This is a genomic window from Leclercia sp. GHBNCSD (assembly GCF_055805075.1).
Genome location: NZ_JBQVYO010000002.1, coordinates 423,834 through 450,302, shown reverse-complemented (window position 1 = coordinate 450,302; position 26,469 = coordinate 423,834). Strand labels below are relative to the sequence as shown.

General features: G+C 59.8%; 25 protein-coding genes. 13 read left to right on the top strand and 12 right to left on the bottom strand.

What is annotated here, in order from left to right; all coding sequences use genetic code 11:
• Nucleotides 1–4 precede the first annotated feature (4 nt).
• Both ansA and sppA read right to left on the bottom strand, forming a co-directional pair.
• Nucleotides 5–1,021, bottom strand: coding sequence for an asparaginase (gene ansA / locus ACT3IC_RS22535; protein ID WP_103179260.1), 1,017 nt, complete (start codon nt 1,019–1,021; stop codon nt 5–7).
• Between the two features lie 59 nt (nt 1,022–1,080).
• The gene (gene sppA / locus ACT3IC_RS22530; RefSeq protein WP_159339089.1) at nt 1,081–2,937 is read right to left on the bottom strand and encodes a signal peptide peptidase SppA; all 1,857 of its coding nucleotides are present in this window, start codon (nt 2,935–2,937) and stop codon (nt 1,081–1,083) included.
• Nucleotides 2,938–3,103: 166 nt separating this feature from the next.
• On the opposite strand from sppA, the gene ACT3IC_RS22525 reads away from it, so the two are divergent.
• From ACT3IC_RS22525 to ACT3IC_RS22515, 3 genes are all read left to right on the top strand, one after another.
• Entirely contained in the window at nt 3,104–3,655 is a 552-nt protein-coding gene (locus ACT3IC_RS22525) for an NAD(P)H nitroreductase (RefSeq protein ID WP_180209537.1), read from the top strand.
• Between the two features lie 116 nt (nt 3,656–3,771).
• Complete coding sequence (gene selD, locus ACT3IC_RS22520) at nt 3,772–4,815, top strand: selenide, water dikinase SelD (RefSeq protein ID WP_159339088.1); 1,044 nt, start codon at nt 3,772–3,774, stop codon at nt 4,813–4,815.
• A 4-nt stretch (nt 4,816–4,819) separates the two neighbouring features.
• On the top strand, nt 4,820–6,724 hold the full coding sequence (locus tag ACT3IC_RS22515) for a DNA topoisomerase III (protein WP_156654343.1): 1,905 nt from the start codon (nt 4,820–4,822) through the stop codon (nt 6,722–6,724).
• 93 nt (nt 6,725–6,817) lie between these two features.
• Here ACT3IC_RS22515 and gdhA read toward each other — a convergent pair whose 3' ends face one another.
• Entirely contained in the window at nt 6,818–8,161 is a 1,344-nt protein-coding gene (gene gdhA, locus ACT3IC_RS22510) for an NADP-specific glutamate dehydrogenase (protein ID WP_180209540.1), read from the bottom strand.
• A 238-nt stretch (nt 8,162–8,399) separates the two neighbouring features.
• Here gdhA and ACT3IC_RS22505 point away from each other — a divergent pair, with 238 nt between their 5' ends.
• Nucleotides 8,400–8,675 carry a YnjH family protein gene (locus ACT3IC_RS22505; protein ID WP_114387331.1) on the top strand — a complete coding sequence of 92 codons (276 nt, stop codon included), beginning with the start codon at nt 8,400–8,402 and terminating at the stop codon, nt 8,673–8,675.
• Here the strand turns inward: ACT3IC_RS22505 and ACT3IC_RS22500 are convergent.
• Entirely contained in the window at nt 8,626–9,051 is a 426-nt protein-coding gene (locus ACT3IC_RS22500) for a pyrimidine (deoxy)nucleoside triphosphate diphosphatase (protein ID WP_263950935.1), read from the bottom strand. The genes ACT3IC_RS22505 and ACT3IC_RS22500 overlap by 50 nt on opposite strands.
• A 66-nt stretch (nt 9,052–9,117) precedes the next feature.
• On the opposite strand from ACT3IC_RS22500, the gene ACT3IC_RS22495 reads away from it, so the two are divergent.
• On the top strand, nt 9,118–9,690 hold the full coding sequence (locus tag ACT3IC_RS22495) for a carboxymuconolactone decarboxylase family protein (protein ID WP_473479482.1): 573 nt from the start codon (nt 9,118–9,120) through the stop codon (nt 9,688–9,690).
• Nucleotides 9,683–10,306 carry a CDP-alcohol phosphatidyltransferase family protein gene (locus ACT3IC_RS22490; RefSeq protein ID WP_473479479.1) on the top strand — a complete coding sequence of 208 codons (624 nt, stop codon included), beginning with the start codon at nt 9,683–9,685 and terminating at the stop codon, nt 10,304–10,306. Before ACT3IC_RS22495 ends, ACT3IC_RS22490 begins: the two co-directional genes overlap by 8 nt.
• On the opposite strand, the gene ACT3IC_RS22485 is transcribed toward ACT3IC_RS22490, so the two are convergent.
• The 6 genes from ACT3IC_RS22485 to xthA all read right to left on the bottom strand — a co-directional run bounded on the left by ACT3IC_RS22485 (nt 10,307) and on the right by xthA (nt 16,523).
• Nucleotides 10,307–11,614 carry a sulfurtransferase gene (locus tag ACT3IC_RS22485; protein WP_473479476.1) on the bottom strand — a complete coding sequence of 436 codons (1,308 nt, stop codon included), beginning with the start codon at nt 11,612–11,614 and terminating at the stop codon, nt 10,307–10,309.
• 87 nt (nt 11,615–11,701) lie between these two features.
• A complete protein-coding gene (locus ACT3IC_RS22480; protein ID WP_159339084.1) occupies nt 11,702–12,334 on the bottom strand; it encodes an ATP-binding cassette domain-containing protein in 633 nt (210 codons plus the stop codon).
• The gene (locus tag ACT3IC_RS22475) at nt 12,334–13,869 is read right to left on the bottom strand and encodes an ABC transporter permease family protein (protein WP_420193033.1); all 1,536 of its coding nucleotides are present in this window, start codon (nt 13,867–13,869) and stop codon (nt 12,334–12,336) included. The genes ACT3IC_RS22480 and ACT3IC_RS22475 overlap by 1 nt, the downstream gene beginning before the upstream one ends.
• Nucleotides 13,842–15,005: an ABC transporter substrate-binding protein gene (locus tag ACT3IC_RS22470; RefSeq protein ID WP_473479523.1), complete on the bottom strand. Its 1,164-nt coding sequence runs from the start codon at nt 15,003–15,005 to the stop codon at nt 13,842–13,844. Before ACT3IC_RS22470 ends, ACT3IC_RS22475 begins: the two co-directional genes overlap by 28 nt.
• Nucleotides 15,006–15,026: 21 nt before the next feature.
• The gene (locus ACT3IC_RS22465) at nt 15,027–15,713 is read right to left on the bottom strand and encodes a TVP38/TMEM64 family protein (RefSeq protein ID WP_473479473.1); all 687 of its coding nucleotides are present in this window, start codon (nt 15,711–15,713) and stop codon (nt 15,027–15,029) included.
• Nucleotides 15,714–16,523 carry an exodeoxyribonuclease III gene (xthA, locus tag ACT3IC_RS22460; RefSeq protein WP_156654345.1) on the bottom strand — a complete coding sequence of 270 codons (810 nt, stop codon included), beginning with the start codon at nt 16,521–16,523 and terminating at the stop codon, nt 15,714–15,716. It lies immediately after the preceding gene.
• Between the two features lie 444 nt (nt 16,524–16,967).
• On the opposite strand from xthA, the gene astC reads away from it, so the two are divergent.
• The 7 genes from astC (at nt 16,968) to ves (ending at nt 24,672) form a co-directional block, all read left to right on the top strand.
• The gene (gene astC / locus ACT3IC_RS22455; RefSeq protein ID WP_103179275.1) at nt 16,968–18,188 is read left to right on the top strand and encodes a succinylornithine/acetylornithine transaminase; all 1,221 of its coding nucleotides are present in this window, start codon (nt 16,968–16,970) and stop codon (nt 18,186–18,188) included.
• Entirely contained in the window at nt 18,185–19,219 is a 1,035-nt protein-coding gene (astA, locus tag ACT3IC_RS22450; RefSeq protein WP_103179276.1) for an arginine N-succinyltransferase, read from the top strand. The genes astC and astA overlap by 4 nt, the downstream gene beginning before the upstream one ends.
• On the top strand, nt 19,216–20,703 hold the full coding sequence (astD, locus tag ACT3IC_RS22445) for a succinylglutamate-semialdehyde dehydrogenase (RefSeq protein ID WP_473479468.1): 1,488 nt from the start codon (nt 19,216–19,218) through the stop codon (nt 20,701–20,703). Before astA ends, astD begins: the two co-directional genes overlap by 4 nt.
• A complete protein-coding gene (gene astB / locus ACT3IC_RS22440; protein WP_103179278.1) occupies nt 20,690–22,015 on the top strand; it encodes an N-succinylarginine dihydrolase in 1,326 nt (441 codons plus the stop codon). Before astD ends, astB begins: the two co-directional genes overlap by 14 nt.
• A gap of 10 nt (nt 22,016–22,025) precedes the next feature.
• Complete coding sequence (astE, locus tag ACT3IC_RS22435; protein ID WP_473479465.1) at nt 22,026–22,991, top strand: succinylglutamate desuccinylase; 966 nt, start codon at nt 22,026–22,028, stop codon at nt 22,989–22,991.
• A 338-nt stretch (nt 22,992–23,329) separates the two neighbouring features.
• Entirely contained in the window at nt 23,330–23,821 is a 492-nt protein-coding gene (gene spy / locus ACT3IC_RS22430; protein WP_103179280.1) for an ATP-independent periplasmic protein-refolding chaperone Spy, read from the top strand.
• 293 nt (nt 23,822–24,114) lie between these two features.
• Complete coding sequence (ves, locus tag ACT3IC_RS22425) at nt 24,115–24,672, top strand: environmental stress-induced protein Ves (protein WP_159339079.1); 558 nt, start codon at nt 24,115–24,117, stop codon at nt 24,670–24,672.
• Here ves and cho read toward each other — a convergent pair.
• Nucleotides 24,641–25,528: an excinuclease Cho gene (gene cho, locus ACT3IC_RS22420; RefSeq protein ID WP_168192013.1), complete on the bottom strand. Its 888-nt coding sequence runs from the start codon at nt 25,526–25,528 to the stop codon at nt 24,641–24,643. The genes ves and cho overlap by 32 nt on opposite strands.
• A gap of 84 nt (nt 25,529–25,612) precedes the next feature.
• Nucleotides 25,613–26,440, bottom strand: a complete 828-nt coding sequence (gene nadE, locus ACT3IC_RS22415) for an ammonia-dependent NAD(+) synthetase (RefSeq protein ID WP_103179283.1) — start codon at nt 26,438–26,440, stop codon at nt 25,613–25,615.
• Nucleotides 26,441–26,469: the final 29 nt, after the last annotated feature.

The window sequence follows — 26,469 nt, the reverse complement described above, 5'->3', positions numbered from 1 at the left end:
CTCCTTATTCGTCTGGCGTCAGTTCGCCACGCAGGTTTTGCATCATCGCGGTGCGGATCGCCTGCACATCCAGATCCTGACTGAGTAAGTAGTGAAGTTTAGTCAGCGTGGCCTCGACCGTCATATCGAATCCGCTCACTACCCCCGCTTGCGCCAGGGCGTTACCGGTGGCGTAGCCGCCCATATTTACTTTACCGGACATACACTGGGTCAGGTTCACCACCACAATCCCACGGCTGCTCGCCTCCTGAAGTTCTTTCAGGAACTCGCCGTTCTGCGGGGCGTTACCCACGCCGTAGGAGCGCAGGATCAGCGCTTTCACCGGCTGACGGAGGAAGTTACGCACCACCTCGGCGGAGATACCGGGGTAGATCGTCACCACGCCAATGGGCTGCGGGGTGATCGGATGGACCACCAGCTCGCCGGAGGTGTGCGGCGCCGGAGGCGTACCGAGGCGGCGAATATGAATACCCGCTTCCAGCAGTGGCGTGAGGTTCGGTGAGGCAAAAGCATCAAAGCCGTCGGCGTGGGCCTTGGTGGTGCGGTTTCCGCGGTAGAGCCGGTTATTGAAGAACAGGCTCACTTCGTTGATCGGGAAATTGGCCGCCACGTAGAGGGAATTAAGCAGGTTGATCTGCCCGTCGGAACGCAACTCCGCCAGCGGGATCTGCGATCCGGTGACGATCACCGGCTTGCTGAGGTTTTCCAGCATGAAGGAGAGCGCCGAGGCGGTAAACGCCATGGTGTCGGTGCCGTGCAGGATCACAAAGCCGTCGTAGTCGTCGTAATGCGCTTTAATGTCGTCGGCGATGTGCTGCCAGTCTTCCGGGGTCATGTCGGATGAGTCCATCAGCGGATCATATTCGTGAATGGTGAAGTCCGGCATCTCCGGGCGATGGAATTCAGGCATTAATGCCAGCTGGCGCTGCAGATGGCCAGATACCGGGATGTAGCCATTTTCCGAACGCTGCATACCGATGGTACCGCCGGTATAGGCCACATAAATTGATTTCTTTTGCATGATGTAAGGTTCGTTTGCTTCAAAGAAAAATCCCCTCTTCGCGGAAGAGGGGATGGGAATTACCGTACGTTAGCGCAGGTGAGGCAGAACGCGTAGCGGTTTTGCGGATCGTTGAAGGCGGCCAGCTTGTCGCCCTCGGCTTTGACCGCTTTCGCCGCCGTGGCGACCGGAGCGGGCAGGTAAGCCTGCAGCGCGTCTGGCAGCATGGCTTTTACCGAGCCGGAGACGCTGTCCATCACGAGATCCATGAAGGTCGGCTCATCCTGATAGAAATCGACGTGCCACTGCTTCAGCTTCGCCAGTTCAGCGGCTTTGGCGACGGCATCATCGAAGTCGCCCAGGTTATCCACCAGACCGTTGCTCTTCGCATCCTGACCTGTCCAGACGTGACCCTGGGCAATCTGGTCGATCTGCTCCGGGGTCCGCTTACGGGAGTCGGCCACCAGGGTGATAAAGCGCTTATAGCCATTCTCAATGCTAAGCTGCATCATCTGCGACACTTCCGGCGGTAACGCTTTGGTTACGGCAATGTCGGCCAGCGGCGACGTGGCGACGCCATCGGTATGCACCCCCAGATAGTCGAGGCTGTTTTCAACGGTGTTAATCACCCCGAAGATGCCGATGGAGCCGGTAAGGGTGCTCGGGTTCGCCACGATGTAGTTCGCCGGGGTGGAGATCCAGTAGCCACCGGATGCTGCCATACCGCCCATGGAGACCACTACCGGTTTCCCGGCGGCGCGCGCGGCTGCCAGCTCAGCGCGGATCACTTCCGATGCGCTGACGCTGCCGCCCGGGCTGTTAACCCGCAACACAATCGCTTTCACTTTCGGGTCGAGGCGCGCGTCGCGGATCTGCGCGGCAGTGGTATCGCCCCCAACGTTGCCCGGCGTCTCTTCGCCATCCATGATCGCGCCGTTCGCGAAGACCACAGCGATGCTGTCCCCGGTATCGGCTCGTTTTTTCGCCTGATAATCATAGAAGCTGATGGCGCTGTAGTTCTTCTCCTCTTTGCTCCAGCCGAACTGTTTGGTCAGGGACTTTTCAATTTCGGCGCTTGAGCCCAGGGCATCCACCAGCTTGTTATCCAGCGCATATTTCGCGGTATCGCCATCAACCTTACGCAGCCCATCCAGCACGCCCTGCGCGCCCGGGAAGACCTGCCCGGTGGTGATCTGGCGGTTAGCGGCCACGGTGCTGAGGTAGTTCTGCCACAGTTCGCCAATCCAGCGGCTGTCCGCTTCACGGGCGGCAGGGGACATATCGTCGCGGATAAATGGCTCAACGGCAGATTTATAGGTCCCGACGCGGAAGACGTGGGTGGTGACCTTCAGCTTATCGAGAAGCGATTTGTAATAGAGGCCGTTGGTGGCAAAACCGTGCAGATCGACGGTGCCCTGCGGCGAGAGCCACACTTTATTGGCAAAGCTCGCCAGATAGTACTGCCCCTGGCTGTAGTTATCGCCTACCGCAATCACCGGTTTGCCGCTGTCGCGGAATTCCCGCAGCGCTTTACCGATATACTGCATCGAAGGCTGATCTGCCCCGGCAAAATTTTTCAGATCCAGCACGATGCCGGTAATGTTGCGATCGTCCTTCGCCTGACGAATGGCGTCGACGATATCGAACAGTGAGTTTTCCTGCAGACGGTCACCGCTGGCACCAAACAGCTGGCGGCCCAGCACGCCAAGGCGATTGCTGGTGGACGGTTTATCCACCACCACGCCAGCGATATCCAGCAGCAGCGCGCCACGCCCGGCGCTCTGACTCTGGCTGGAGGCGCTGAGGTGCATCCAGACACCGACGCAAACTATCACAAACAGGATGAAAAAGAGGTTCATCACCAGGTTGCGGACGAAATTGAGCAGTCGCCACGTCCATTTAAAAAAGCCGGCAAACAGTCGCCAGAGGGTTCGCATGTATTCTCCCTGTCCAGATAATTACCTATTCCGTCGCTACTGGACGGCGTTGTCGGGCTATCGTAATGACCCGACCGTCACTTGTCAGCAGGAATCGCCTGCTACGCTGTAACAAAATCTGCCGTCGTGTTAATTTTGAGTAAATTTCAAGACAGGAGTTAACCCAATGGATGCACTCGAACTGCTTGTTAACCGTCGTAGCGCAGCGCGTCTGGCGGAGCCCGCGCCAGCAGGCGAACAGCTGGAGAATATTCTTCGCGCCGGAATGCGCGCCCCGGATCACGGTACCTTGCAGCCGTGGCACTTCTTTATCATCGAAGGGGAAGGGCGCGAGCGCTTCAGCACCCTGCTGGAGAAGGGCGCTGTTGCCGCCGGGCAGGATGAAAAAGCGATTGAGAAAGCCCGTAACGCACCGTTCCGCGCCCCGATGATCATCGCCGTGGTCGCTAAATGCCAGCCGCAGCACAAAGTGCCGGTGTGGGAGCAGGAGATGTCCGCGGGCTGCGCGGTCATGGCGATGCAGATGGCGGCAGTCGCCCAGGGCTATAACGGTATCTGGCGTAGCGGCGCACTGACCGACAGCCCGGTCGTGCGGGAAGGCCTCGACTGCGGCGCAGATGATAAAATCGTCGGTTTCCTCTATCTGGGCACCCCGCAGCTTAAAGCCTCCACCACCGTTTCCGTGCCTGACACCGCGCCTTTTGTCACCCGTTTCTGATTAATGGCATAAAACTGTCTGGATCCTGAGCAAGTGCAGCAGAATTCAGACAGTCATACTTATCACTTAATGGAATGAGCGCTAACATAGTGCAATTGTAATGAAAGGAGATTGTCATGAGCGAGCAAGCTATTCGTTTAACGCAATACAGCCATGGAGCCGGTTGCGGTTGTAAAATTTCCCCCAAAGTGCTGGAAACCATTCTGCACAGCGAGCAGGCGAAGTTTATCGACCCGAACCTGCTTGTTGGCAATGAAACCCGCGATGATGCTGCCGTCTACGATCTGGGTAACGGCACCAGCATTATCAGCACCACCGATTTCTTTATGCCGATCGTAGACAATCCCTACGATTTCGGGCGCATTGCGGCCACGAACGCCATCAGCGACATTTTTGCAATGGGCGGCAAGCCGATCATGGCGATTGCGATCCTTGGCTGGCCGATTAACACCCTGGCCCCGGAGATCGCCCGCGAGGTAATCGAGGGCGGGCGTTTCGCCTGCCAGCAGGCGGGGATCGCCCTGGCGGGTGGCCACTCCATTGATGCCCCGGAGCCGATTTTTGGCCTGGCGGTGACCGGCGTGGTGCCAACGGAGCGCGTCAAGCGCAACAGCACCGCGGAAGCGGGCTGCAAGCTGTTCCTCACCAAGCCGCTGGGCATTGGCGTGCTCACCACCGCCGAGAAAAAATCGCTGCTGTTGCCTGAGCACAAAGGGCTGGCAACAGAGGTGATGTGCCAGATGAACCTTGCCGGTGCTGCCTTTGCCGACATCGAGGGGGTGAAGGCGATGACCGACGTCACCGGTTTTGGCCTGCTGGGCCACCTGAGCGAAGTGTGCCAGGGCGCAGGCGTTCAGGCGCAGGTCTGGTATCAGGACGTGCCGAAGCTGCCGGGCGTGGAAGCCTACATTGCGCAAGGCGCGGTCCCGGGCGGCACGCAGCGTAACTTCGCCAGCTACGGCCATCTGATGGGCGAGATGCCTGCCGAGTGGCGCGATCTGCTGTGCGACCCGCAGACCTCCGGCGGCCTGCTGCTGGCCGTGACGCCGGACGCCGAAGAGGCAGTGCGCGCGACCGCCGCCGAGTTCGGTATTACCCTGACCGCCATTGGCGAGCTGGTGACCGCCCGCGGTGGCCGTCCGATGATTGAGATCCGTTAATTCAATGCGGTTATTTATTGCCGAAAAACCCAGCCTTGCCCGGGCGATTGCGGACGTTTTACCCAAACCGCATCGCAAGGGTGACGGCTACATTGAGTGCGGAAACGGCCAGGTGGTCACCTGGTGTATCGGCCACCTGCTGGAGCAGGCCCAGCCGGACGCCTACGACAGCCGCTATGCGCGCTGGAATCTTAACGATCTGCCCATCGTGCCGGAGAAGTGGCAGCTGCAGCCGCGCCCGTCGGTCACCAAACAGCTCAACGTCATTAAGCGGTTGCTGAACGAGGCATCCGAGGTGATCCACGCCGGTGACCCGGACAGGGAAGGGCAGCTGCTGGTGGACGAGGTGCTGGATTACCTGAGTCTGGCGCCGGAAAAACGCCAGCAGGTGCAGCGCTGTCTGATTAACGACCTCAACCCGCAGGCGGTAGAGCGGGCCATCACCCGTCTGCGCGCCAACAGCGAGTTTGTTCCGCTGTGCGTGTCGGCGCTGGCCCGCGCCCGCGCCGACTGGCTCTACGGCATCAACATGACCCGCGCCTATACCATCCTCGGGCGCAACGCGGGTTACCAGGGGGTGCTCTCCGTTGGCCGGGTGCAGACGCCGGTGCTGGGGCTGGTGGTGCGTCGCGACGAAGAGATCGAGAACTTTGTCGCCAAAGACTTCTTCGAGGTGAAAGCCCATATCGTCACCCCGAAGGACGAACGCTTTACCGCAGTCTGGCAGCCGAGTGAGGCCTGTGAACCCTACCAGGATGAAGAGGGACGTCTGCTGCATCGTCCGCTGGCCGATCACGTGGTGACCCGCATCCAGGGCCAGCCCGCCGTCGTCACCAGCTATAACGATAAACGGGAATCAGAACCCGCGCCGCTGCCGTTCTCCCTCTCTGCTTTGCAGATCGAGGCGGCAAAACGCTACGGCCTGAGCGCGCAAAACGTACTCGATATCTGCCAGAAGCTGTACGAGACGCACAAACTCATTACCTACCCGCGTTCCGACAGCCGCTACCTGCCGGAAGAGCATTTCGCCGGGCGCCACGCGGTGCTGAACGCCATTGCCGTACACGCCCCCGATCTCGTGCCACAGCCGGTGGTCAACCCGGATACCCGCAACCGCTGCTGGGACGATAAAAAGGTGGATGCCCACCACGCCATCATTCCCACCGCGCGCAGCAGTTCCGTCAACCTGACGGATAACGAATCGAAGATTTATACCCTCGTGGCCCGCCAGTATCTGATGCAGTTCTGCCCCGATGCGGTGTTCCGCAAGTGCGTCATTGAGCTGGAGATCGCCAAAGGCAAGTTTATTGCCAAGGCGCGTTTTCTGGCGGAAGCAGGGTGGCGTACGCTGCTGGGCAATAAAGAGCGGGACGAGGAGAACGACGGTACGCCGTTGCCGGTGGTGGCAAAAAATGACGAGTTATTGTGCGAGAGGGGCGAAGTGGTGGAGCGACAGACCCAGCCGCCGCGGCACTTTACCGACGCCACGCTGCTCTCCGCGATGACCGGTATCGCCCGCTTTGTGCAGGATAAAGATCTGAAGAAGATCCTCCGCGCCACTGACGGCCTGGGAACCGAAGCGACCCGCGCCGGGATCATTGAGCTGCTGTTCAAACGCGGTTTTCTGCACAAGAAAGGGCGTTATATCCACTCGACGGATGCCGGAAGGGCGCTGATCCACTCCCTGCCGGAGATGGCCGCGAGGCCAGACATGACCGCCCACTGGGAGTCGGTGCTGACTCAGATCAGCGAAAAGCAGTGTCGCTATCAGGACTTTATGCAGCCGCTGGTGGGTACGCTGTTCGATCTGATCAACCAGGCGCGAAACACGTCGGTGAGGGATTTTCGCGGCATGGTGGCACCGGGCGGCGACAAGAAGAAAAAGTTTAAGAAGAAGAGTGCGGCGTAAAAAATTGCCGGGTGGCGCTGCGCTTACCCGGCCTACGGTTCGTACTTTTGTAGGCCGGGTAAGGCGTAGCCGCCACCCGGCACAGCCACAGAATCAGATCACACCCTGACCCATCATCGCATCGGCGACCTTCACAAACCCGGCGATGTTCGCGCCGCGAACGTAGTTGGTCTGCTTCTCTTCCCCACCGTACTCGACGCAGGCGTGGTGAATATCCAGCATGATATGGTGCAGACGCGCATCCACTTTCTCCGCCTTCCAGCCCATGCGAGCGGCGTTTTGCGCCATCTCGAGGCCAGAGGTCGCCACGCCGCCCGCGTTAGCCGCTTTACCCGGGGCAAACAGCACGTTCGCTTCGAGGAACAGGTCGGTGGCTTCAATGGTGGTGGGCATGTTGGCCCCTTCAGCTACCGCTTTCACGCCGTTGGCGATAAGCTGGCGCGCCGCCTCGACATCCAGTTCGTTCTGGGTGGCGCAAGGCAGGGCGATATCCACCGGCACTGACCACGGCTGTTTGCCTTCAAGGTAGGTCAGACCGAATTCACGGGCATAGTCGGCCACGCGACCGTCGCGGCTGGCTTTGATTTCGCACAGGCGCGCCAGTTTTTCGGTTGTAAAGCCCGCTTCATCCACCACGGTGCCGCTGGAGTCGGAGGCGGTGATGACGCGTGCGCCGAACTGCATCGCTTTTTCGATAGCGTACTGAGCCACGTTGCCGGAGCCGGATACGGCGACACGCATGCCCTCAAAGCTCATCCCATGACGCTTCAGCATCGCTTCAGTGAAATAGACCAGACCGTAACCGGTGGCTTCCGGGCGGATCAGGCTGCCGCCGAAGGAGAGGCCTTTACCGGTAAAGACGCAGGCGCTGTTGTTGGAGAGTTTTTTCATCATCCCGGCCATAAAGCCCACTTCGCGTCCGCCAACCCCGATATCGCCAGCCGGTACGTCGGTGTCGGCGCCCAGGTGACGATAGAGTTCCGTCATCAGCGCCTGGCAGAAACGCATCACTTCACCTTCGCTTTTGCCTTTCGGATCAAAATCGCTGCCGCCTTTGCCGCCGCCCATCGGCAGGGTGGTCAGGGCATTTTTAAAGGTCTGTTCAAAGCCGAGGAACTTCAGAATCGACAGGTTTACCGACGGATGGAAACGCATGCCCCCCTTGAACGGGCCGATCGCCGAGTTGAACTGTACGCGCCAGGCACGGTTAACCTGTACCTGGTTGCGGTCATCAACCCAGACCACGCGGAACTGGATCACGCGTTCAGGTTCAACCAGGCGCTCAAGCAGGGACATCTGACGATAGCGGGGATTTTGTTCCAGAAATGGCCAGAGAGTGGTCATCACTTCGCGGACGGCCTGAGCAAATTCGCTCTGATGCGGGTCACGCTGCTGAACACGATTCAGAAAGGAGTCAAGGGAGCAAGCCTGGTCCATAACTATAAGTTCCTCTAATATATTGGGATTATTTAATTTGTAACAAATATCTTCGTGATGTTGTGTTTTTCGACTATACCACCCGACAGGCTTTGTGACGCAAGCTAAATTTCGTCCTCAAGTTAAATTCATTAAACGCGCCGGGTCATAATAAAAAACGATGACCGAGGGGGGATTAAAGCTTCGCGCTGTTTTTACCGTTATAGTGAATATCAGGACATAACAGGAAGAAGCGTCGATGAAGCGTATTGTGATGGCTGTTTTGCTTGGGGTTTTCGCGGCTGGCAGTCAGGCCGATCAGCGGTTTGGAACCGGGGTGGATGTGAATATCCCGCCGGAGATCTTCAGCTCCAGCGGTCAGCGTCCACCGCCGTGTAACCAGTGCTGTATCTATCAGGATCAGAACTATTCAGAAGGGGCGGTGGTAAAAGCCGAGGGGGTATTGTTGCAGTGCCAGCGCGATCCTAACGCCCTGAGTACGAATCCGCTGGTGTGGCGTCGCGTAAGAGAATAAACGCCTGTAACAAAGGGATATCTGCCGGGGCGAGGTCGTAATCCAGCGCCTCGTACGGTGAACACCATACCAGCTGGCTGTGATAGCGCGCTTCCGGCGTGCCGGTGAATTCCGCGACGTGCCAGGCGTGTAGGTTAATCAGTCGCTGGGACACTTCCCGTTGATGGCTGGCGATATACTCTGCGGGGCAGGCCTCAATGCCCAACTCCTCGCGCAGTTCACGCACTAATGCCGCGGGCTGGGTTTCCCCCGCCTCCACTTTTCCCCCGGCAAACTCCCACAGACCGGGCTGATCCGCATGCAGCGGGCGTTGCGCCAGTAAAATTTTGCCATCCCGTTCGAGAATAGCGCAGACAACATCGAGTGTTTTTAGCATGGTCGTCAATAATGAATAAAAGAAAAAGAGTTAGGATCTGCGCACTTAACACGCCAGGAGCATCCTGTGAACGAGAGACCACCCGTCTGGGTTAAACCCATCGAATCCATTCCCACCATTCTAACGCCTGTCGCGGCAATGCAGAAAAAACATTATGGCGCAGTGCTTAATCCGCTGCGCTGGTGGGGAAGAATGCCCCGGCTGTTCTGGCTGGTGGCGCTGTTTGTAGGCTTTCTGGAACGCAAAAAATCGCCCCTTGAGCCGGTACTGCGTTCGCTGCTGATGACCCGCGTCTCGCAGATCTGCCACTGCGCCTTTTGCATCGATGCCAACGCGCTGCGCCTGGCGGAACGCAGCGGCGGGCTGGATAAGGTGCAGGCCGTCGCGACATGGCGCGACAGCAGCCTGTTCAGCGATAAGGAGCGCGCCGCGCTGGCCTATGCGGAAGCCGTTACCGCCACGCCGCCGGTGGTGGATGAGGCCACCAAAGCGGCGCTGCGCCAGTACTTCAATGACGAGGCGATTACCGAGATGACGGCGCTGATTGGTTTTCAGAATTTATCCGCCCGCTTTAACGCGGCGCTGGATATCCCCTCCCAGGGGTTGTGCGCGATAAGAGGAGAAAAACAGGATGCTTGACCGCCACCTTCATCCGCGCATCAAGCCGCTGCTCAACCGGCTGGTCGCAACCCTGGATAAACCGGGCATCACCCCGGACGGTATTACGCTGATGGGCTTTGCCATCGGGGTACTGGCGCTGCCGTTTCTGGCGCTGGGCTGGTACCTGGCGGCGCTGGTGGCCATTGCGCTGAACCGCTTGCTCGATGGGCTGGACGGCGCGCTGGCCCGGCGGCGCGGGCTGAGCGATGCCGGAGGCTTTCTCGATATCTCCCTCGATTTCCTCTTCTATGCCCTGGTGCCCTTTGGCTTTGCCCTGGCGGATCCGGTTAACAATTCGCTGCCTGCCGCCTGGCTGCTGTTTGCCTTTATCGGCACTGGGAGCAGTTTTCTGGCGTTTGCTACCCTGGCCGCGAAGCATGAGATAGACAATCCAGGCTATGCCCACAAGTCGTTTTACTATCTGGGTGGCCTGACGGAGGGGACGGAAACGCTGCTGCTGTTCGTGCTCTTTTGCCTGTTCCCGGCGCATTTCGGGTGGCTGGCGTGGGTGTTTGGCGCGTTGTGCTGGCTCACCACCACAACGCGCATCTGGAGCGGGTATCTGACGCTGAAGGAGGTTCAGCGCCAGCCGTGATCACCGCGAGCTGTCTGACCCGCGTTCCCCAGCCACTACCGGGTTCTGCGGGTTGCTGCTCCACTCATACCAGCCGCCGTCATAGACGCCGATATGTTTCCAGCCCATCGCCCGGGCATACATAAAGGTTTCTGATGCCCGCCAGCCGGTGCCGCAGTAGAAGGCCACCTGCTGATCTGGCAGAATGTTCCACTGCTTCCACATCCTGGCGATATCATCCGCACTGCGCATGGTGCCGTCCGGGTTATGGAAATCCTCCATATGGGTCGAGTCGCTTCCGGCGTGGCCCCAGCGGGCACCCTGGATCTCCCCTTTAGGTTTAATGTAGCTGTAGCCGCTGGTGACACCGGTAAACTCCGGCCACGAGCGAACGCTCACCAGCGAAGCGTCCTGACGATGCAGCAGGCCGCGGGCCTGTTCGGTGCTCAGCATCAGCTGCGGCTGACCGGGGATCGGCGCGCCAAAGTCGGCGGCGGGTTTGACCTTGTCGGGCGTGCCGCGCTCGACCGGCAGCTTCGCGTCATCCCACGCTTTCCAGCCGCCGTCCAGCAGGCGTACATCTTTCACGCCGGCATACAGCATGATCTGCGCCACGCGCGCGGCGGCGTAGACATCGCGTCCGTAGAGGATCACCGTGGTGTCATGGCGGATGCCGTGTTTCGCCAGCATCGCCTTCAGATCGGCATCAGAGACCTTGTTCCACAGCGGCTCGCTTTCCACTTCGTTGGTGTCGATATAGTCCGCGCCGGGAATGTGGCTCAACAGGTAAAATTTCGGCGCGCCCCAGGCGGCCTCAATCACTTTCCACTCGCCGGCAGGGGCGGCAGGGACCGTTTTTCCCTGCTGGAGCTGATGCAGCCACTGGGGATAGACCAGCTGTTCGAAATGGGCGAGACGCTGCAGGCGAGACGAGGTTTGCAGGGCATCACCGAGCAGGGTGATGTGGCTGAAGCCTGCATCAGTCAGCCGCGCCTTCACGGCCTGGTTATCGCTCTCGCTGCCATATAATGCGATGGGGGTGGTCAGCGTCAGTTGATGCCGCATGGCCCAGGCTTTCAGCTGCGCCTCAGACATGGCACCCAGCCAGCTGGCAGAGAGGTTAAGAGCCGAAGGCTCATGTCCGGATGGGCCGTTCAGCGTCTGGGGCCAGCCGTTGTAAAAGGCGCTGATGCGGGTATCGATCACCGCACCTTTCTGCTGCTGAAGCTCTTTGAGCGTGAGGGAAGGCGCCATATCAGCGGCAAAAGAGAAGAAAGAGGCGAGACCTAACGCGGCGGTCAGCGCGGTCAGTTGAGAAACACGTTTCATCGAAATGCCCGTCGTAAGAAAAAAGAGCGGTGATTGTGGCAATCCTCCCGACAAAAAACGTTGCGTTTGCGCAGGTTGCCATGGGATTCATTGCCACTTCTCCATCGCCAGCACCCGACCCGCAGCAGGAATATCCTCTTCATCGTGGGTCACCTGAACGACGGGAATGCGCCGGGCGCGCACTTCGGCAAATACCCAGCGGCGAAACTGGTCGCGCAGCGTTTTATCCAGTCGGCTAAAGGGTTCATCAAGCAGCAGCGCCTGGGGCCGGGCCAGCAGCGCGCGCAGCAGGCTGACCCGGGCGCGCTGTCCGCCGGACAGCGTGGCGGGATCGCGCTGAAAGAAACCGGGCAAATCGGCGGCATCCAGCGCCGCGATTACCTGCTGTTTACGCTGCTCTCCTTTGATGGACGCCGGAAGCGCCAGCAGCAAATTCTGCCCAACGCTGAAATGATCAAAAAGCAGTGCATCCTGAAACAGCAGACCCAGGCCGCGCTGTTCGGTGGGCAGCGTGTCGCAGCGCCGGGCGTTGATCCACAGCTCCCCTTCGGCGCGAAAATCAGCGGGCAGGGCACCTACCATCCAGGCAAACAGAGACGATTTGCCGCTGCCGGAAGGGCCCATCAGGGTGAGGATTTCGCCGGGCACCACCGAAAAACTGATGTTGTGCAGCAGCGCCGTCTGACGCAGAGAGAGCGAAACATCCTTGACCACAAGCATTAACGTAACCCCTGTCGAAAACGGCCAACCAGCCGGGAAAGCAAAATGCAGGCGGCGAAAATCAGCATCGGCAGCAGCAGTTGCCAGAGCGCCTGGGCTGCCAGCACCGCGCTACTGCCGCCGCTGCTGAGCGCCACCGCGTCGGTGGTGAGGGTGGCAAACCGTCCGCTACCCAGCCACAGGGTGGGCAGATACTGCGCCACGCTGACGGAAAAGCCGACGGCAAACGCCGTCAGTGCCGGGCGGATCATCTGCGGGCATTTGATCAGCCAGAAAATTTTAAGCGATCCCCAGCCGAGGGTGCGGGCTGTCAGGATCAGGCGCGGATCGAGCCTGCGCCACGCCGGTTGCATCACCAGCAGCATCCACGGCAGCACCCACAGTAAATGTCCCCACAGCACGGCGACAAACTGCCCGTCCAGCTGCAACAGCAGCGCCAGCCGGTACTGCCCGGCCACCAGCGGCAGGGCGGGAAGGGCCAGCGGCAACCAGACCCAGAATCCCCCGCGCTGCGGGCCCCATTCGAGCCAGAGCAGGATCATCCCCAGCGCTATCCCCGCTGAGAGCAGCCCCAGCGTCAGACTCACCCCGGCCGTCTCCCGCGAAACGCTGGCATTGCCCGCCACCAGAACCAGCACCGCGATGCTGGCGATCCCGGCCAGGGGGAGCAGCAGGCCGCAGGCTCGCCCTGTTAGCAGCGGACGCGGCATCGGGCGCTCCCCGGAGATGGCCGGAATGGTGGTTCGCCAGCGCCGCCAGCTGATAAATATCGCGATGGCAATCAGCTCCAGCAGCAGAAGCAGGATCACGCACACCAGCATCCCCTTGGCCTGCTGGACGTTGTCCCCCTGCGTCAGCCACTGCCACGCCAGCACCGCCAGGGTGGGGGGATTACCCGGCCCGAGGATCAGGGCCACATCCACCACCGACAGCGACCAGGCGATCACCGCCAGCATCACAGCCCCCAGAGCAGGCGCAATGGCGGGCAGGATCAGCCAGCGCAGCGCCTGCCAGCGTCCGTAACCCAGCGATCGCAGGATCGTCACCTTTTGCGCCAGCTCTTTTTCCGGCAGCGAGGCGTAAATCGCCCAGACCACAAAGGCGCTCTCCTTGACGGCGAGGGTCAGCCCCAGCCCGATCCCGTAGCGATCCACTATCGGTGAACAGAGAGAACAGAGGCGGTAGAGTTCTCCCCCTTCGGCAAATATCAGCAGCACGCTGACGGCAAACGCCACGTGGGGGATCGCCAGCAGCCACGGCAGATGGTTGCACAGGCGTCGCCAGCGGCTGCCGGGCCACAGCGCGGCCACCACCGCCAGGGCCAGCATTAGCGCCCCGGCGGCGGCAATCAGAGTGGAAACCAGCGTGGCGGCCAGCGCCTGCGGGATCTGCGGATCGGCGGCCAGCGCCCGCCAGTTATCAAGGGAGAAGATCGGGGGCAGCAGCAGGCCGAAGGCGGGCAGCAGCGGCAGGTACACCGCCGCCATCAGCAGCCAGGCAAGCCCGCTTAGTGGGTGCCGTAACGACGCAGCCATTCCTGCTCCAGCGCATTCACCCAGGCGGCATGTGGTTCAGCGAGCGTTGGCGGAAGCTCAGCCGGCATAAACTGGCGCAATTTATCCGCCGCTGCCGCCGGGAGTTTTTGAGGATCCAGCACAGTGGGATCGCCCCAGTTAGCCGGGTCCGCCTTGCGGATCTGTGCCTGCGGCGAGAGCAGGAAATTCGCGACGACTTTCGCCCCCGCGCTGGCGGAGGCGTTGGCCGGGATCGCCACAAAATGTACGTTGCCGATCATCCCCTGTTGAAAACCAAAGCTGTAGCTGTCTGCGGGCAGCGCTTTGCTGGCCACTTTCTGCCGGGCGTGGGCCGGGTTAAAGGTGATCGACAGGTTTAAATTGCCGCTGGCCAGCAGGGCATCCATCCGCGCCGGCGAAGGCGGGAAGTCTTTACCCTCGCGCCACAGGTACGGATGTAGTTTATCGAGATAAGTCCAGAGCGGCGCGGTCACCCGGGCAAAGGTGGCGCTGTCCGGCGGCTGTTTCAGCGCCTCCGGCTGGGGGGTTTGCGTCAGCAGAAGCTGTTCCAGAAACGCGGTGCCGGTAAAGTCGGGCGGGCGCGGATAGGTGATGGTGCCGGGATGTTGCGTGGCGTACGCCAGCAGCGCCTGCGGGTCAGCCAGCGGCTGCGGCAGGCTCTTGCGGCTGGCGATAAAGGTCAGCTGGGCGCTGCCCCACGGAGACTCGGCTCCCTCGGTCGGGATGGCAAAATCCTCCGTCACCGGTTTCGCGGTATCCACATAGCGCCAGTCAGGCAGCATTTGCGCCCAGCCGGTCTGCAACAGCCCGGCGGTTTTGAGGGTGCGGAAGTTCTCGCCGTTGACCCACAGTAGATCCACCGAACCGTTGGTTTTGCGCCCGGCGCTGGCCTCGGTCTGGATGCGCTTCACCGCGTCGGCGGCATCCGCCAGACGGACAATCTTCAGGTTTATGGCGTAGTGGCTTTTCATCTCCCCGCTCACCCAGTCCAGGTAGCGGTTCACCGCCTCATCGCCGCCCCAGGCGTTAAACCAGACGGTCTGGCCCTGGGCCTCCTCTTTGATTTTCTGCCAGCCCTCATCGGCCAGCGCGTGTCCTGCCATCAGCAGGCCCGTTAACAACATGCAAAAACGCACACGGCGCATAGTGCCTCTCTGTTATGAAGAAGTGCGGGAAAAGCGGGCGAACAGCCAGCGGGTGATAAGCGGCAGCAGCCCCAGTAGCGTAAAGGCAATGACCACGCCGGGTGAAAGGATATCACGCAGCGCGGCGATCTGCCCCAGCTGGTGTCCGGCATTAAGATAGACGATTGCCCCTGGCAGCATGCCGAGCTGACTGACCCACCAGTAGCGCCACAATCCGATCGGGGCGATCCCCGACAGCAGGTTGACCACAAAGAACGGGAACAGCGGCATCAGGCGCAAGGCAAAGAGATAGAACGCCCCGTCCCGCGAGACACCTTCGTTAACCGTGCGCATTGGCCCGGCAAAACGGCGCTGCACCCAGTCCCGCAGCAGGTAGCGGCTGCTCAGCATCGCCAGCGTGGCCCCCAGCGTCGAGGCGAACGACACCAGCACAATCCCCGGCCACAGGCCAAACAGCGCCCCGCCGAGCAGGGTTAACACCGCGGCGCCTGGCAGCGACAGGGTAGTGACCAGCACATAGAGAAGGAAAAAGAGTATGGCGCTTTTCAGCGGCGCCTGCTGGCAGTATAGCTGCAGGGCCTGATGCTGCGCCTGAAGGTTTTCCAGCGTCAGCGTGCCGGGCGGCAGTAGCCTAAAAAGAAGGGTAAAAGCGCCCAGAAGGGCGCAAATAAGCAGAACTTTACCGGGACGTACAGCCATTTATTTCACGTCGAAGGTCGCCCAGACTGGGGCGTGGTCGGACGGTTTTTCCATGCTGCGGATCTCATAGTCGATCCCGGTTTCGATGCAGCGCTCCGCCAGCGGGCTGCTTGCCAGCAGCAGGTCAATGCGCAGGCCGCGGTTATCATCAAAACCTTTAGAGCGGTAGTCAAACCACGAGAAGCGATCGTGGGTTTCCGGGTTGGCGTTGCGGAAGGTATCCACCAGACCCCAGCCCAGCAGACGCCCCATCCACTCGCGCTCTTCCGGCAGGAAAGAACATTTCCCGGTGCGCAGCCAGCGCTTGCGGCTGTCCTCGCCGATGCCGATATCCAGATCGGTCGGGCTGATGTTCATATCGCCCATGATCAGCACCGGATGATCTTTTTGCAGCTCCGTTTCCAGCAATGACTGCAGATCCTGGTAGAACTTCTCTTTGGCCGGGAATTTCAGCGGATGGTCGCGGCTCTCGCCCTGGGGAAAGTAACCGTTGATCACGGTGACATTACCCAGCGGGGAGGGCACTTCCGCCATGATGATACGGCGCTGGGACTCTTCGTTATCCCCCGGGAAACCGCGACGTACCGAGACAGGCGCCGCTTTGGTCAGCAGGGCCACGCCGTAGTGACCTTTCTGGCCGTGATAAAAGACGTTGTAACCCAGTTTTGCCACCTCTTCGAGGGGGAACATATCGTCGTGAACTTTTGTCTCCTGCAGGCCAATGACGTCAGGCTGATGTTTTTCAACGATAGCCTGGAGTTGATGAGGGCGGGCGCGCAGGCCGTTGATATTAAAAGAGACAAATTTCATAGTCGCTGCCAGTGCAAGGTGAATAGTGCAAGGATGGTAGCAGAATTTCCTCCCGCTGACTGCCGCCGCTGCGTATGTTCCACCCATTACTGCAACAGATCCTGCCGATAGTGCAATTTCTGCACCGTTCTGGCGCGTTACGCCCTCCGATGGCGCATAAAAGCTATACAAATTTCGCGAGCGATCACAATTCCAGAATTATATTTGGCCTATGCATAATATTTCTGTTTTTCCTTCGGTAAAGCTGCGCTTGTTGTAAAAATATTCACTTTTTATGCAATAACAGTGAATAACTCCATGTTGTAACCTGTTGATATTTCGTTACCCCCTCCCGTTTATGCATTTTTATCGCTGGCTGGCACGAACGCTGCAATCTACATTCACAGGGCAAACACATAAATATTTAACATTTTATCAACCTTTTATTTGCCGGATGAGGTCGCTATGTCTCTGTCAATTACGCGTGAAAACTTTGATGAATGGATGATGCCGGTTTACGCCCCGGCGGCTTTTATTCCGGTACGGGGAGAGGGCTCGCGCCTGTGGGATCAGCAGGGCAAAGAGTATATCGACTTTGCTGGGGGCATTGCGGTTAACGCCCTGGGACATGCCCATCCGGCGCTGCGTCAGGCGCTGAACGACCAGGCGGCAAAGTTCTGGCATACCGGGAATGGCTACACCAACGAGCCCGCGCTGCGCCTGGCGAAAAAACTGATCGACGCCACCTTCGCGGAAAAAGTGTTCTTCTGTAACTCAGGCGCTGAGGCCAACGAAGCCGCGCTGAAGCTGGCACGTAAATATGCCCACGACAATTTTGGCAGCCATAAAAGCGGTATCGTCGCCTTTAAAAATGCCTTCCACGGCCGCACCCTGTTTACCGTCAGCGCGGGCGGGCAACCCTCTTACTCCCAGGATTTCGCGCCGCTGCCACCGGATATCCGCCACGCGGTCTATAACGATCTACAGTCCGCCAGCGAGCTGATAGATGAGTCCACCTGCGCGGTGATCGTCGAGCCGATGCAGGGCGAAGGCGGCGTTGTGCCTGCCGACAAAGCGTTCCTGCAGGGGCTGCGCGAGCTGTGCGATCGCCACAACGCGGTGCTGATTTTCGATGAAGTCCAGACCGGCGTCGGCCGCACCGGTGAGCTCTATGCCTATATGCACTACGGCGTGACGCCGGATGTGCTCTCCACCGCCAAAGCGCTGGGCGGCGGCTTCCCTGTCGGGGCAATGCTCACCACCGATAAATTTGCCCGGGTGATGACCGTCGGCACCCACGGCACCACCTACGGCGGCAACCCGCTGGCATCGGCGGTGGCCGGTCAGGTGCTGGATATCATCAACACGCCGGAAGTGCTGAACGGCGTGAAGCAGCGTCACGACTGGTTTGTTGAGCGTCTTCAGGCCATCAACAGCAAAACCGGCCTGTTTAAAGAGATTCGCGGTCTGGGGCTGCTGATTGGCTGCGTGCTCACGGATGAATTCGCCGGAAAAGCTAAACTCATTTCACAGGAAGCGGCAAAAGCGGGCGTGATGGTGTTGATCGCCGGGGCTAACGTAGTGCGCTTCGCGCCTGCGCTGGTTGTCAGCGAAGAAGAGGTGCGGACCGGGTTAGATCGCTTTGCGCTGGCCTGCGAACAGGTGAAGTCCGGGGTGTCATCATGATGGTCATCCGTCCCATTGAGCGCGGGGATCTCTCCGCCCTCATGCAGCTTGCCGGTAAGACGGGAGGCGGGCTGACCTCGCTTCCCGTTGACGAAAACACGCTCTCGGCGCGCATTGAGCGCTCCATCGAGACCTGGCAAGGGACGCTGCCGAAAGGCGAACAGGGCTACGTGTTTGTGCTGGAAGATACCGTTACCGGCACCGTGGCGGGGATCTGCGCCATTGAGGTGGCGGTAGGCCTGAACGATCCCTGGTATAACTACCGTGTGGGCACCCTGGTGCATGCCTCGAAAGAGCTGAACGTCTACAACGCACTGCCCACGCTGTTTCTCAGTAACGATCACACCGGCAGCAGCGAGCTCTGCTCGCTGTTTCTCGACCCGGAGTGGCGCAAAGAGGGCAACGGCTATCTGCTCTCCAAATCGCGCTTTCTGTTTATGGCCGCCTTCCGCGATCGCTTTAACGAAAAAGTGGTTGCCGAGATGCGCGGCGTCATCGACGAAACAGGCTTCTCGCCGTTCTGGAAAAGCCTGGGCGAGCGCTTCTTCTCCATGGAGTTCAGCAAGGCGGACTACCTGTGCGGCACCGGGCAGAAAGCTTTTATCGCCGAGTTGATGCCAAAACATCCCATCTACACCCATTTCCTCAGCCCCGAGGCGCAGGCGGTAATTGGCGAGGTCCATCCGCATACCGCGCCGGCCCGCGCGGTGCTGGAAAAAGAGGGCTTCCGCTACCGTAACTATGTCGACATCTTCGACGGCGGCCCGACGCTGGAGTGTGATATCGACCGGGTGCGGGCGATCCGCAAAAGCCGTCTGGTGGAGGTGGCCGAGGGGCAGCCCGCGCCGGGTGAGTTTCCGGCCTGCCTGGTGGCGAACGAACAATATGACAGCTATCGCGCCACGCTGATCCGCGTGGACCCCGAATGTGAACGTCTGGTGCTGACCGCAGCGCAACTGGATGCCCTGAAATGTTGCGCTGGCGATCGTATTCGCATGGTGCGTCTGTGCCCCGAGGAGAAAACGGTATGAACTTATGGATTAACGGTGACTGGGTAATCGGCGAAGCTGAACTTCGCAGCAAACATAACCCGGTGGGGCAGGAGAGATTATGGCAAGGGGCGGATGCCAGCCCCGGGCAGGTTGAGCAGGCGTGCCGCGCCGCGCGCGCCGCGTTCCCCGGCTGGGCGAAGCTGCCGTTCAGCGCTCGTCAGGCGATCGTGGAGAAATTTGCCACCCTGCTGGAGGCAAATAAGCAGGAGCTGACCCGCGTTATTGCCAGCGAAACCGGAAAACCGCGCTGGGAGGCGGCGACCGAAATTACCGCCATGATCAACAAGGTCGCCATTTCAATTAAGGCGTACCACACCCGCACCGGCGAGCAGCGTACCGAGATGGCGGACGGGGCCGCTACGCTGCGCCATCGTCCGCACGGCGTGCTGGCGGTGTTTGGCCCCTATAACTTCCCCGGCCATCTGCCGAATGGCCACATCGTGCCCGCCCTGCTGGCGGGTAACACGGTGATCTTCAAGCCGAGCGAGCTAACGCCCTGGAGCGGCGAAGCGGTGGTCAAACTGTGGGAGCAGGCCGGGCTGCCGCCGGGGGTGCTCAACCTGGTCCAGGGCGGGCGCGAAACCGGTCAGGCGCTGAGTGCGCTGAGCGATATTGACGGGCTGCTCTTTACCGGCAGCGCCGGAACTGGCTATCAGCTGCACCGCCAGCTGGCCGGGCAACCGGAGAAAATTCTCGCCCTTGAGATGGGGGGCAACAATGCGCTGATCGTTGACGATCCGGCGGATACCGATGCCGCGGTCCACCTGACCATCCAGTCAGCCTTTATTACCGCCGGGCAGCGCTGCACCTGCGCCCGCCGGCTGCTGGTGAAACGCGGTGCTGAAGGGGATGCTTTCCTGGCCCGTCTGGTTGAGGTGAGCAGGCGGCTGCTGCCGGGCGAGTGGGATGCCAGCGAGCAGCCGTTTATCGGCGGGCTGATTTCCGAACAGGCGGCAAAAAATGTCTATCACGCCTGGCGGGAACATGTCGCCCGCGGCGGCCAGTCGCTGCTGGAGCCACGGCTGGTGAAGGCGGGAACCTCTTTATTAACCCCGGCAATCGTCGAGATGACTGGCGTGAGCGGTGTGCCGGACGAAGAGGTCTTTGGTCCGCTGCTCTGCGTCTGGCGCTATGACGATTTTGACCAGGCCATCGCGATGGCAAATGCCACACGCTACGGCCTGTCGTGCGGGCTGATCTCCCCGGATCGTGAGAAATTTGACCAGCTGCTGCTGGAGGCGCGCGCCGGGATTGTGAACTGGAATAAACCGCTCACCGGCGCGGCCAGTACCGCCCCGTTTGGCGGGGTGGGCGCCTCCGGTAACCATCGTGCCAGCGCCTGGTATGCGGCGGATTACTGCGCCTGGCCGATGGCGAGCCTGGAGACGCCGGCCATCGTCCTGCCGGAGCAGCTGAATCCGGGCCTCGATTTTACACGGGAGAAGCGTCATGAAAGCGCGTGAAGTTAACTTCGACGGGCTGGTGGGGTTAACCCACCACTATGCCGGGCTGTCGTTCGGCAATGAGGCCTCCACAAAACACCGCTTTCAGATCTCCAACCCGCGGCTGGCGGCAAAGCAGGGGTTGTTAAAAATGAAGGCGCTGGCGGATGCGGGTTTTCCTCAGGCGGTGATCCCGCCGCAGGAGCGGCCTAACGTCGCCGTCCTGCGCCAGCTCGGGTTTACCGGCAGCGACGAGCAGGTGGTGGAGAAAGCGGGCACCCAAATGCCGCAGCTGCTCTCTGCCGCCAGTTCGGCCTCCTCCATGTGGGTTGCCAACGCCGCGACGGTGGCCCCCTCCGCAGATACCCTCGACGGAAAAGTGCATCTGACGGTGGCGAACCTGAACAACAAGTTCCACCGCGCCAGTGAAGCTGGTACCACGGAACAGGTGCTGCGGGCTATTTTTCGCGATGAGTCCCGGTTCAGTGTCCATACAGCGCTGCCGCAAGTGGCGATGTTCGGCGACGAAGGGGCGGCCAACCATAACCGTCTTGGCGGCGATTATGGCGAGCCGGGTTTGCAACTGTTTGTCTATGGTCGTGATGAGGGAACAGGTCCCGCGCCTGCCCGTTACCCGGCCCGTCAGACTCTGGCCGCAAGCCAGGCCGTTGCCCGCCTGAATCAGGTCAATCCGGGCCAACTGATGTTTGCCCAGCAAAACCCGCTGGTGATCGACCAGGGGGTGTTCCATAACGACGTGATTGCGGTCTCGAACCGCCAGGTGCTGTTCTGCCACGAGCAGGCGTTTGTTCACCAGTCAGCGCTGCTGCACGCCCTGGGCGATCGCGTGCCCGGATTTATGCCGATTGAGGTGCCGACGGAAGCCGTTTCGGTGCAGGATGCGGTGGCAACCTATCTCTTTAACAGCCAGCTGCTGAGCCGTGACGACGGCAGCATGATGCTGGTGCTACCCCAGGAGTCGCAGAACCATCCTGGCGTCTGGCGCTATCTGAATCAGCTGGTGGCCGAGGATAACCCCATCAGCGAGCTGCGGGTGTTCGATCTGCGCGAAAGCATGGCCAACGGCGGCGGTCCGGCCTGTCTGCGCCTGCGCGTGGTGCTCACCCCTGAGGAGCAGCGGGCGGTTAACCCGGCGGTGATGATGAACGATACCCTGTTCAACACCCTTAATGACTGGGTGGATCGCTACTATCGCGATCGGTTGACCCAGGCCGACCTGGTCGATCCGCAGCTTTTACGGGAAGGACGCGAAGCGCTGGATGCCCTGACCCGCATTCTGCAACTGGGCTCCGTCTACCCGTTCCAGCAATAAAGGAGGCGTTATGGAAAATTTTCTGGCGCTGACCATGGCGAATGAAACGCCCGCCCGACGGGAGGGCAAAGGGGCTTCGTTTCACTGGCGCTGGCTGGCACGCGGCGTGCTGGAGCTCATCCCGGAGGCAGACAGCGAGCGAGCCCTGGTGCTCTCTGCCGGGATACACGGCAACGAAACGGCGCCGGTGGAGATTGTCGACCTGCTGGTCAGGACGCTCTTTCGCGGCGAACTCTCGCTGCGCTGCCGTCTGCTGATTATCCACGGGAATCCTCCGGCGCTGCGAGCCGGCAAGCGCTACCTGACCTGCGATATCAATCGCCTGTTCAGCGGGCGCGGGACGCAGTTCCCGGCCTGCGAGGAGACCGAACGGGCGGCGCTGCTGGAGGATCTGTTAGCGGCCTTTTACCGGCAGGCGGGTTCCGATCGCTGGCATCTGGATCTGCATACCGCCATCCGCGCCTCGTATCATGAGCGCTTTGGCGTGCTGCCCCAGCGCAATCAGCCCTGGGATGAGGCGTTTATTCAGTGGCTGGCGGATGCCGGGCTGGAGGCGCTGGTCTTTCATCAGGCACCCGGCGGTACCTTCACCCATTTCACCTGCGAACGCTTTGGGGCGCTGGCCTGCACCCTGGAGCTGGGAAAAGCGCTGCCGTTCGGGCATAACGATTTAACGCGTTTTGCCACCACCCATCAGGCGCTGCGCGCGTTGCTGTGTGGTGAGGTATCGACGTCCCATGCCGGGCCCGTGGCGCAGTATCGGGTGGTGCAACAGATCACCCGCCGCAGCGAGGCCTTTGTGCTGCACATGGCGAGTCATACCCTGAACTTTACGCCGTTCCGCCAGGGGGTATTGTTGGCAGAGGATGGCGAAGAACGCTATGAAGTACAAAAGCCAACCGAGTATGTTCTTTTCCCGAACCCCGCCGTGGCCTTTGGTTTGCGCGCCGGGCTGATGCTGGAAAAAGTTGCCTGAAAATTACCTGACCCCATCTGCGTAACGCGGTGGGGTTGTTTATTTTCTCAGCCATTTCACTCGACTGCCGTTTTATTACGGATTATTCCTGGTTGTTTGCTTTATTATTAATCTGTTTGTCGGTATACTTCTCCACAATCTCTTTAAAATCATCTGCATGCATATTTTTGTTTCAACTCTCCACGCTTTATCCTTATTTTCTCCATATTTGACGATAATTTGTTTTTTACACTTTCACTGTTTTACCGTTGCTCTGACTAATTGACGATAAACCCCGTAAAGTTAATCTCGTCAACACGGCATAGCGCCGAAGAATAACTGAAAGGAAGGACAAAATTATGCGTAAATTAACTGCACTGTTTGTTGCCTCTACCCTGGCTCTGGGCGCTACCAGCGCGGCGTTCGCCGCTGATACCGCCACCACCACCACGGCTGCACCGACCGAAGGCAAAATGATGCATCACAAAGGTAAGCCGGGCATGCATCACGACATGATGTTTAAAGACCTGAACCTGACGGATGCGCAGAAAGAGCAGATCCGCGACATCATGAAAAGCCAGCGTGACCAGATGAAGCGTCCGCCGGTAGAAGAGCGCCGCGCAATGCATGACATCATCGCCAGCGACGCCTTCGATAAAGCGAAGGCCGAAGCGCAGGTTGATAAGATGGCTGAGCAGCATAAAGCCCGCATGCTGGCGCACATGGAAACCCAAAACAAGATTTACAACATCCTTACCCCGGAACAGAAAAAGCAGTTTAATGCCAATTTTGAGAAGCGTCTGACAGAACGTTCCGCGGCGAAAGGTAAAATGACCACCTCAGCCGAATAATCGGTTCAGCTATTCAAGACCGCCGGAGTCTTGTCCACTCAAGCAGATTTGCTGTGGGCAGGTCCGGCGGTTTTTTCTTTTCCAGCCTCTTGCCAGCCGCCGCCATCCCGGTATTCTCCTGTTATCGATTTGCAGAATGTGTTTGAAATTTCTGACGTTACTTTTTTTGTCGTCAGACTAAGGCCCACCCGCACATCTGCCGATACTGTTCTGCAGCGACCTAACGATAACAAACAAAAAGCGACCGCCCTGGGCGGGGTGCTTTGGCGCGTATTGCGCCATTTGGAGTGGTGATGGAATTCTTCGATATCCGCAAAATGCCGGTTAACCTCTGGCGCAACGGCGCGGGAGAGACGCGCGAAATATGTTGTTTCCCTCCTGCAACCCGGGACTTTAACTGGCGCGCCAGTATTGCCTCCCTTGCCAGCAACGGTGATTTTTCTGTTTCCCCCGGTGTTGATCGGGTGATCACCCTGCTGGAAGGGGGAGAAGTGCAGCTGGATGGTGGAAAGGCGTTTAATCACACGCTGCGGCGTCATCAACCCTTCAGCTTTGCCGGAGAACTGCCGGTCAAGGCGCAGCTGCTGGAAGGGCAGATGTCGATGGACTTTAACATCATGACCCGCCGGGATTGCTGCCGGGCTAAGGTGCGGGTGGCGGATCGCACCTTCACGACATTCGCGTCACGCGGCGGCGTGGTGTTTGTGCTGAGCGGCGCCTGGCAGTTGGGTGATAAACTGCTGACCGCCGATCAGGGGGCGTACTGGCATGAAGGCGACCATACCCTGCGATTGCTTAAGGACGAGGGCACCCTGCTGTTCAGCGAGATTTTCTGGCTTCCGGGCCACTGAGCGGAATGATCTCATACTTGCCCGCCAGCAGCGGCTTGCAGAGTATTTTATACCCATCCTGATCAAAACCGGCGGGCGTGCGCAGCAGTTCCGCCGCCTCGTCCAGGCTTTCGACCGCGCCCAGCCAGAGCCAGTTATGGATAATGTGGTAGTGGGTCATCTCCGGGCGCGACTCTTTCAGCGCCACGGCGCAGTCCCACGGCCAGCAGGTGACGCCTATCGCCTGCAACCCTTCAACCAGCCGCTGCTGATGCTCCTCCACGCTCTCTTTCCCGCAGCACGCCCCTGCACAACGCTTCAGGGCGGAGCGGAAACAGGCCCGCCCGCGGCTTAACGACTCCAGCCCCAGCAGGCCGTAACAGAGCTGTCGCTCGTCGGCCAGCGTCTGTAAGGTTTGCAGCGCCGCCCGGCGGTTAGCGAACAGGCCATACAGGTTCGGGGTATGCGAAAAATCGACCTCGCGGGCATAGACGATCTGCGGTTTACCCTCGGTGATTTGCAGCGAGCAGAGCTGGCGGTTGCGACGTAATCGTTTATTGAACAGCGGCTGCTGCTCCTTGATTAAACGCGCTTCCAGCAGCAGGGCGCCCAGCTCGCCCGCGGTTTGCGTCCAGGTGATGCGCCGGGACTGGCGCAGCATAGCGGCTTCGTCCGGCGTGCGCAGATGCGACAGCACCCGGCTGCGGATATTGACGCTCTTGCCGATATAAAGCGGCATGGCATCGCTTTCGCCATGAAAGAAGTAGACGCCTGGCTGCCTGGGAAGTGCCTCAAGCCACGGGCGCAGATGTTCGGGATATTCATAGATTGCTGCCGCTTCAAATTCAAGCCGCGGTGCCGATTGACGCCTGCTCACAACATACTCCTGATACTGTTCAGGCATACAGTGTAGCAGCAGTGGTGCGGTTAAAAAAGAGGCGGCATAAGCCGCCCCGTCAGATTACGCTTTCCAGAAGTCGTCAAACACCGTGATCGGCGGGCGACGTTTGTGCTCGGTCTTCAGGTACCAGCCTTCGATAATGCGGGCGGTGCCTTCGTCCAGCGTCTTACCTTCCAGATAATCATCAATATTTTCATAGGTCACGCCCAGCGCAGCTTCGTCAGGCAGGGAAGGGCGATCGTCTTCCAGATCTGCGGTAGGGGCTTTTTTATACAGATGCTCCGGACAGCCCAGCGCGGCCAGCAGCTGTTTGCCCTGGCGCTTGTTAAGACGGAACAGCGGGTTAATGTCGGTACCGCCATCGCCATATTTGGTGAAGAAGCCGGTCAGGGCTTCTGCCGCATGGTCTGTCCCCACCACTACGCCGCTGGTCATCCCGGCGATGCTGTACTGCGCCTTCATGCGCTCGCGGGCTTTTTCGTTACCGCGGACGAAATCGCTCAGCTCAATGCCCGCCTCGCGCAGCGCTTTTTCGCTGGCCAGCACCGCTTCTTTAATATTGACGGTCAGCACGCGATCGGGCTGGATGAACGCGATGGCATCCTGACAATCCTGCTCGTCAAACTGCACACCGTAGGGCAGGCGCACCGCGATAAACTGCAGGTCGTTATTCCCCGTTTCGGCACGCAGTTCGTTGATCGCCATCTGGGCGAGCTTCCCGGCGAGCGTAGAGTCCTGACCGCCGCTGATGCCCAGCACCAGCGTTTTCAGAAACGGGAAGCGGGTTAAGTAGGATTTCAAAAAATCGACGCTACGGCGAATCTCTTCTTCCGCGTTGATAGTGGGTTTTGCACCCAGTGCCTGGATAATCTCTTGTTGCAGAGCCATCTAGCCCCTCCGTTACACAAATTTGCCTG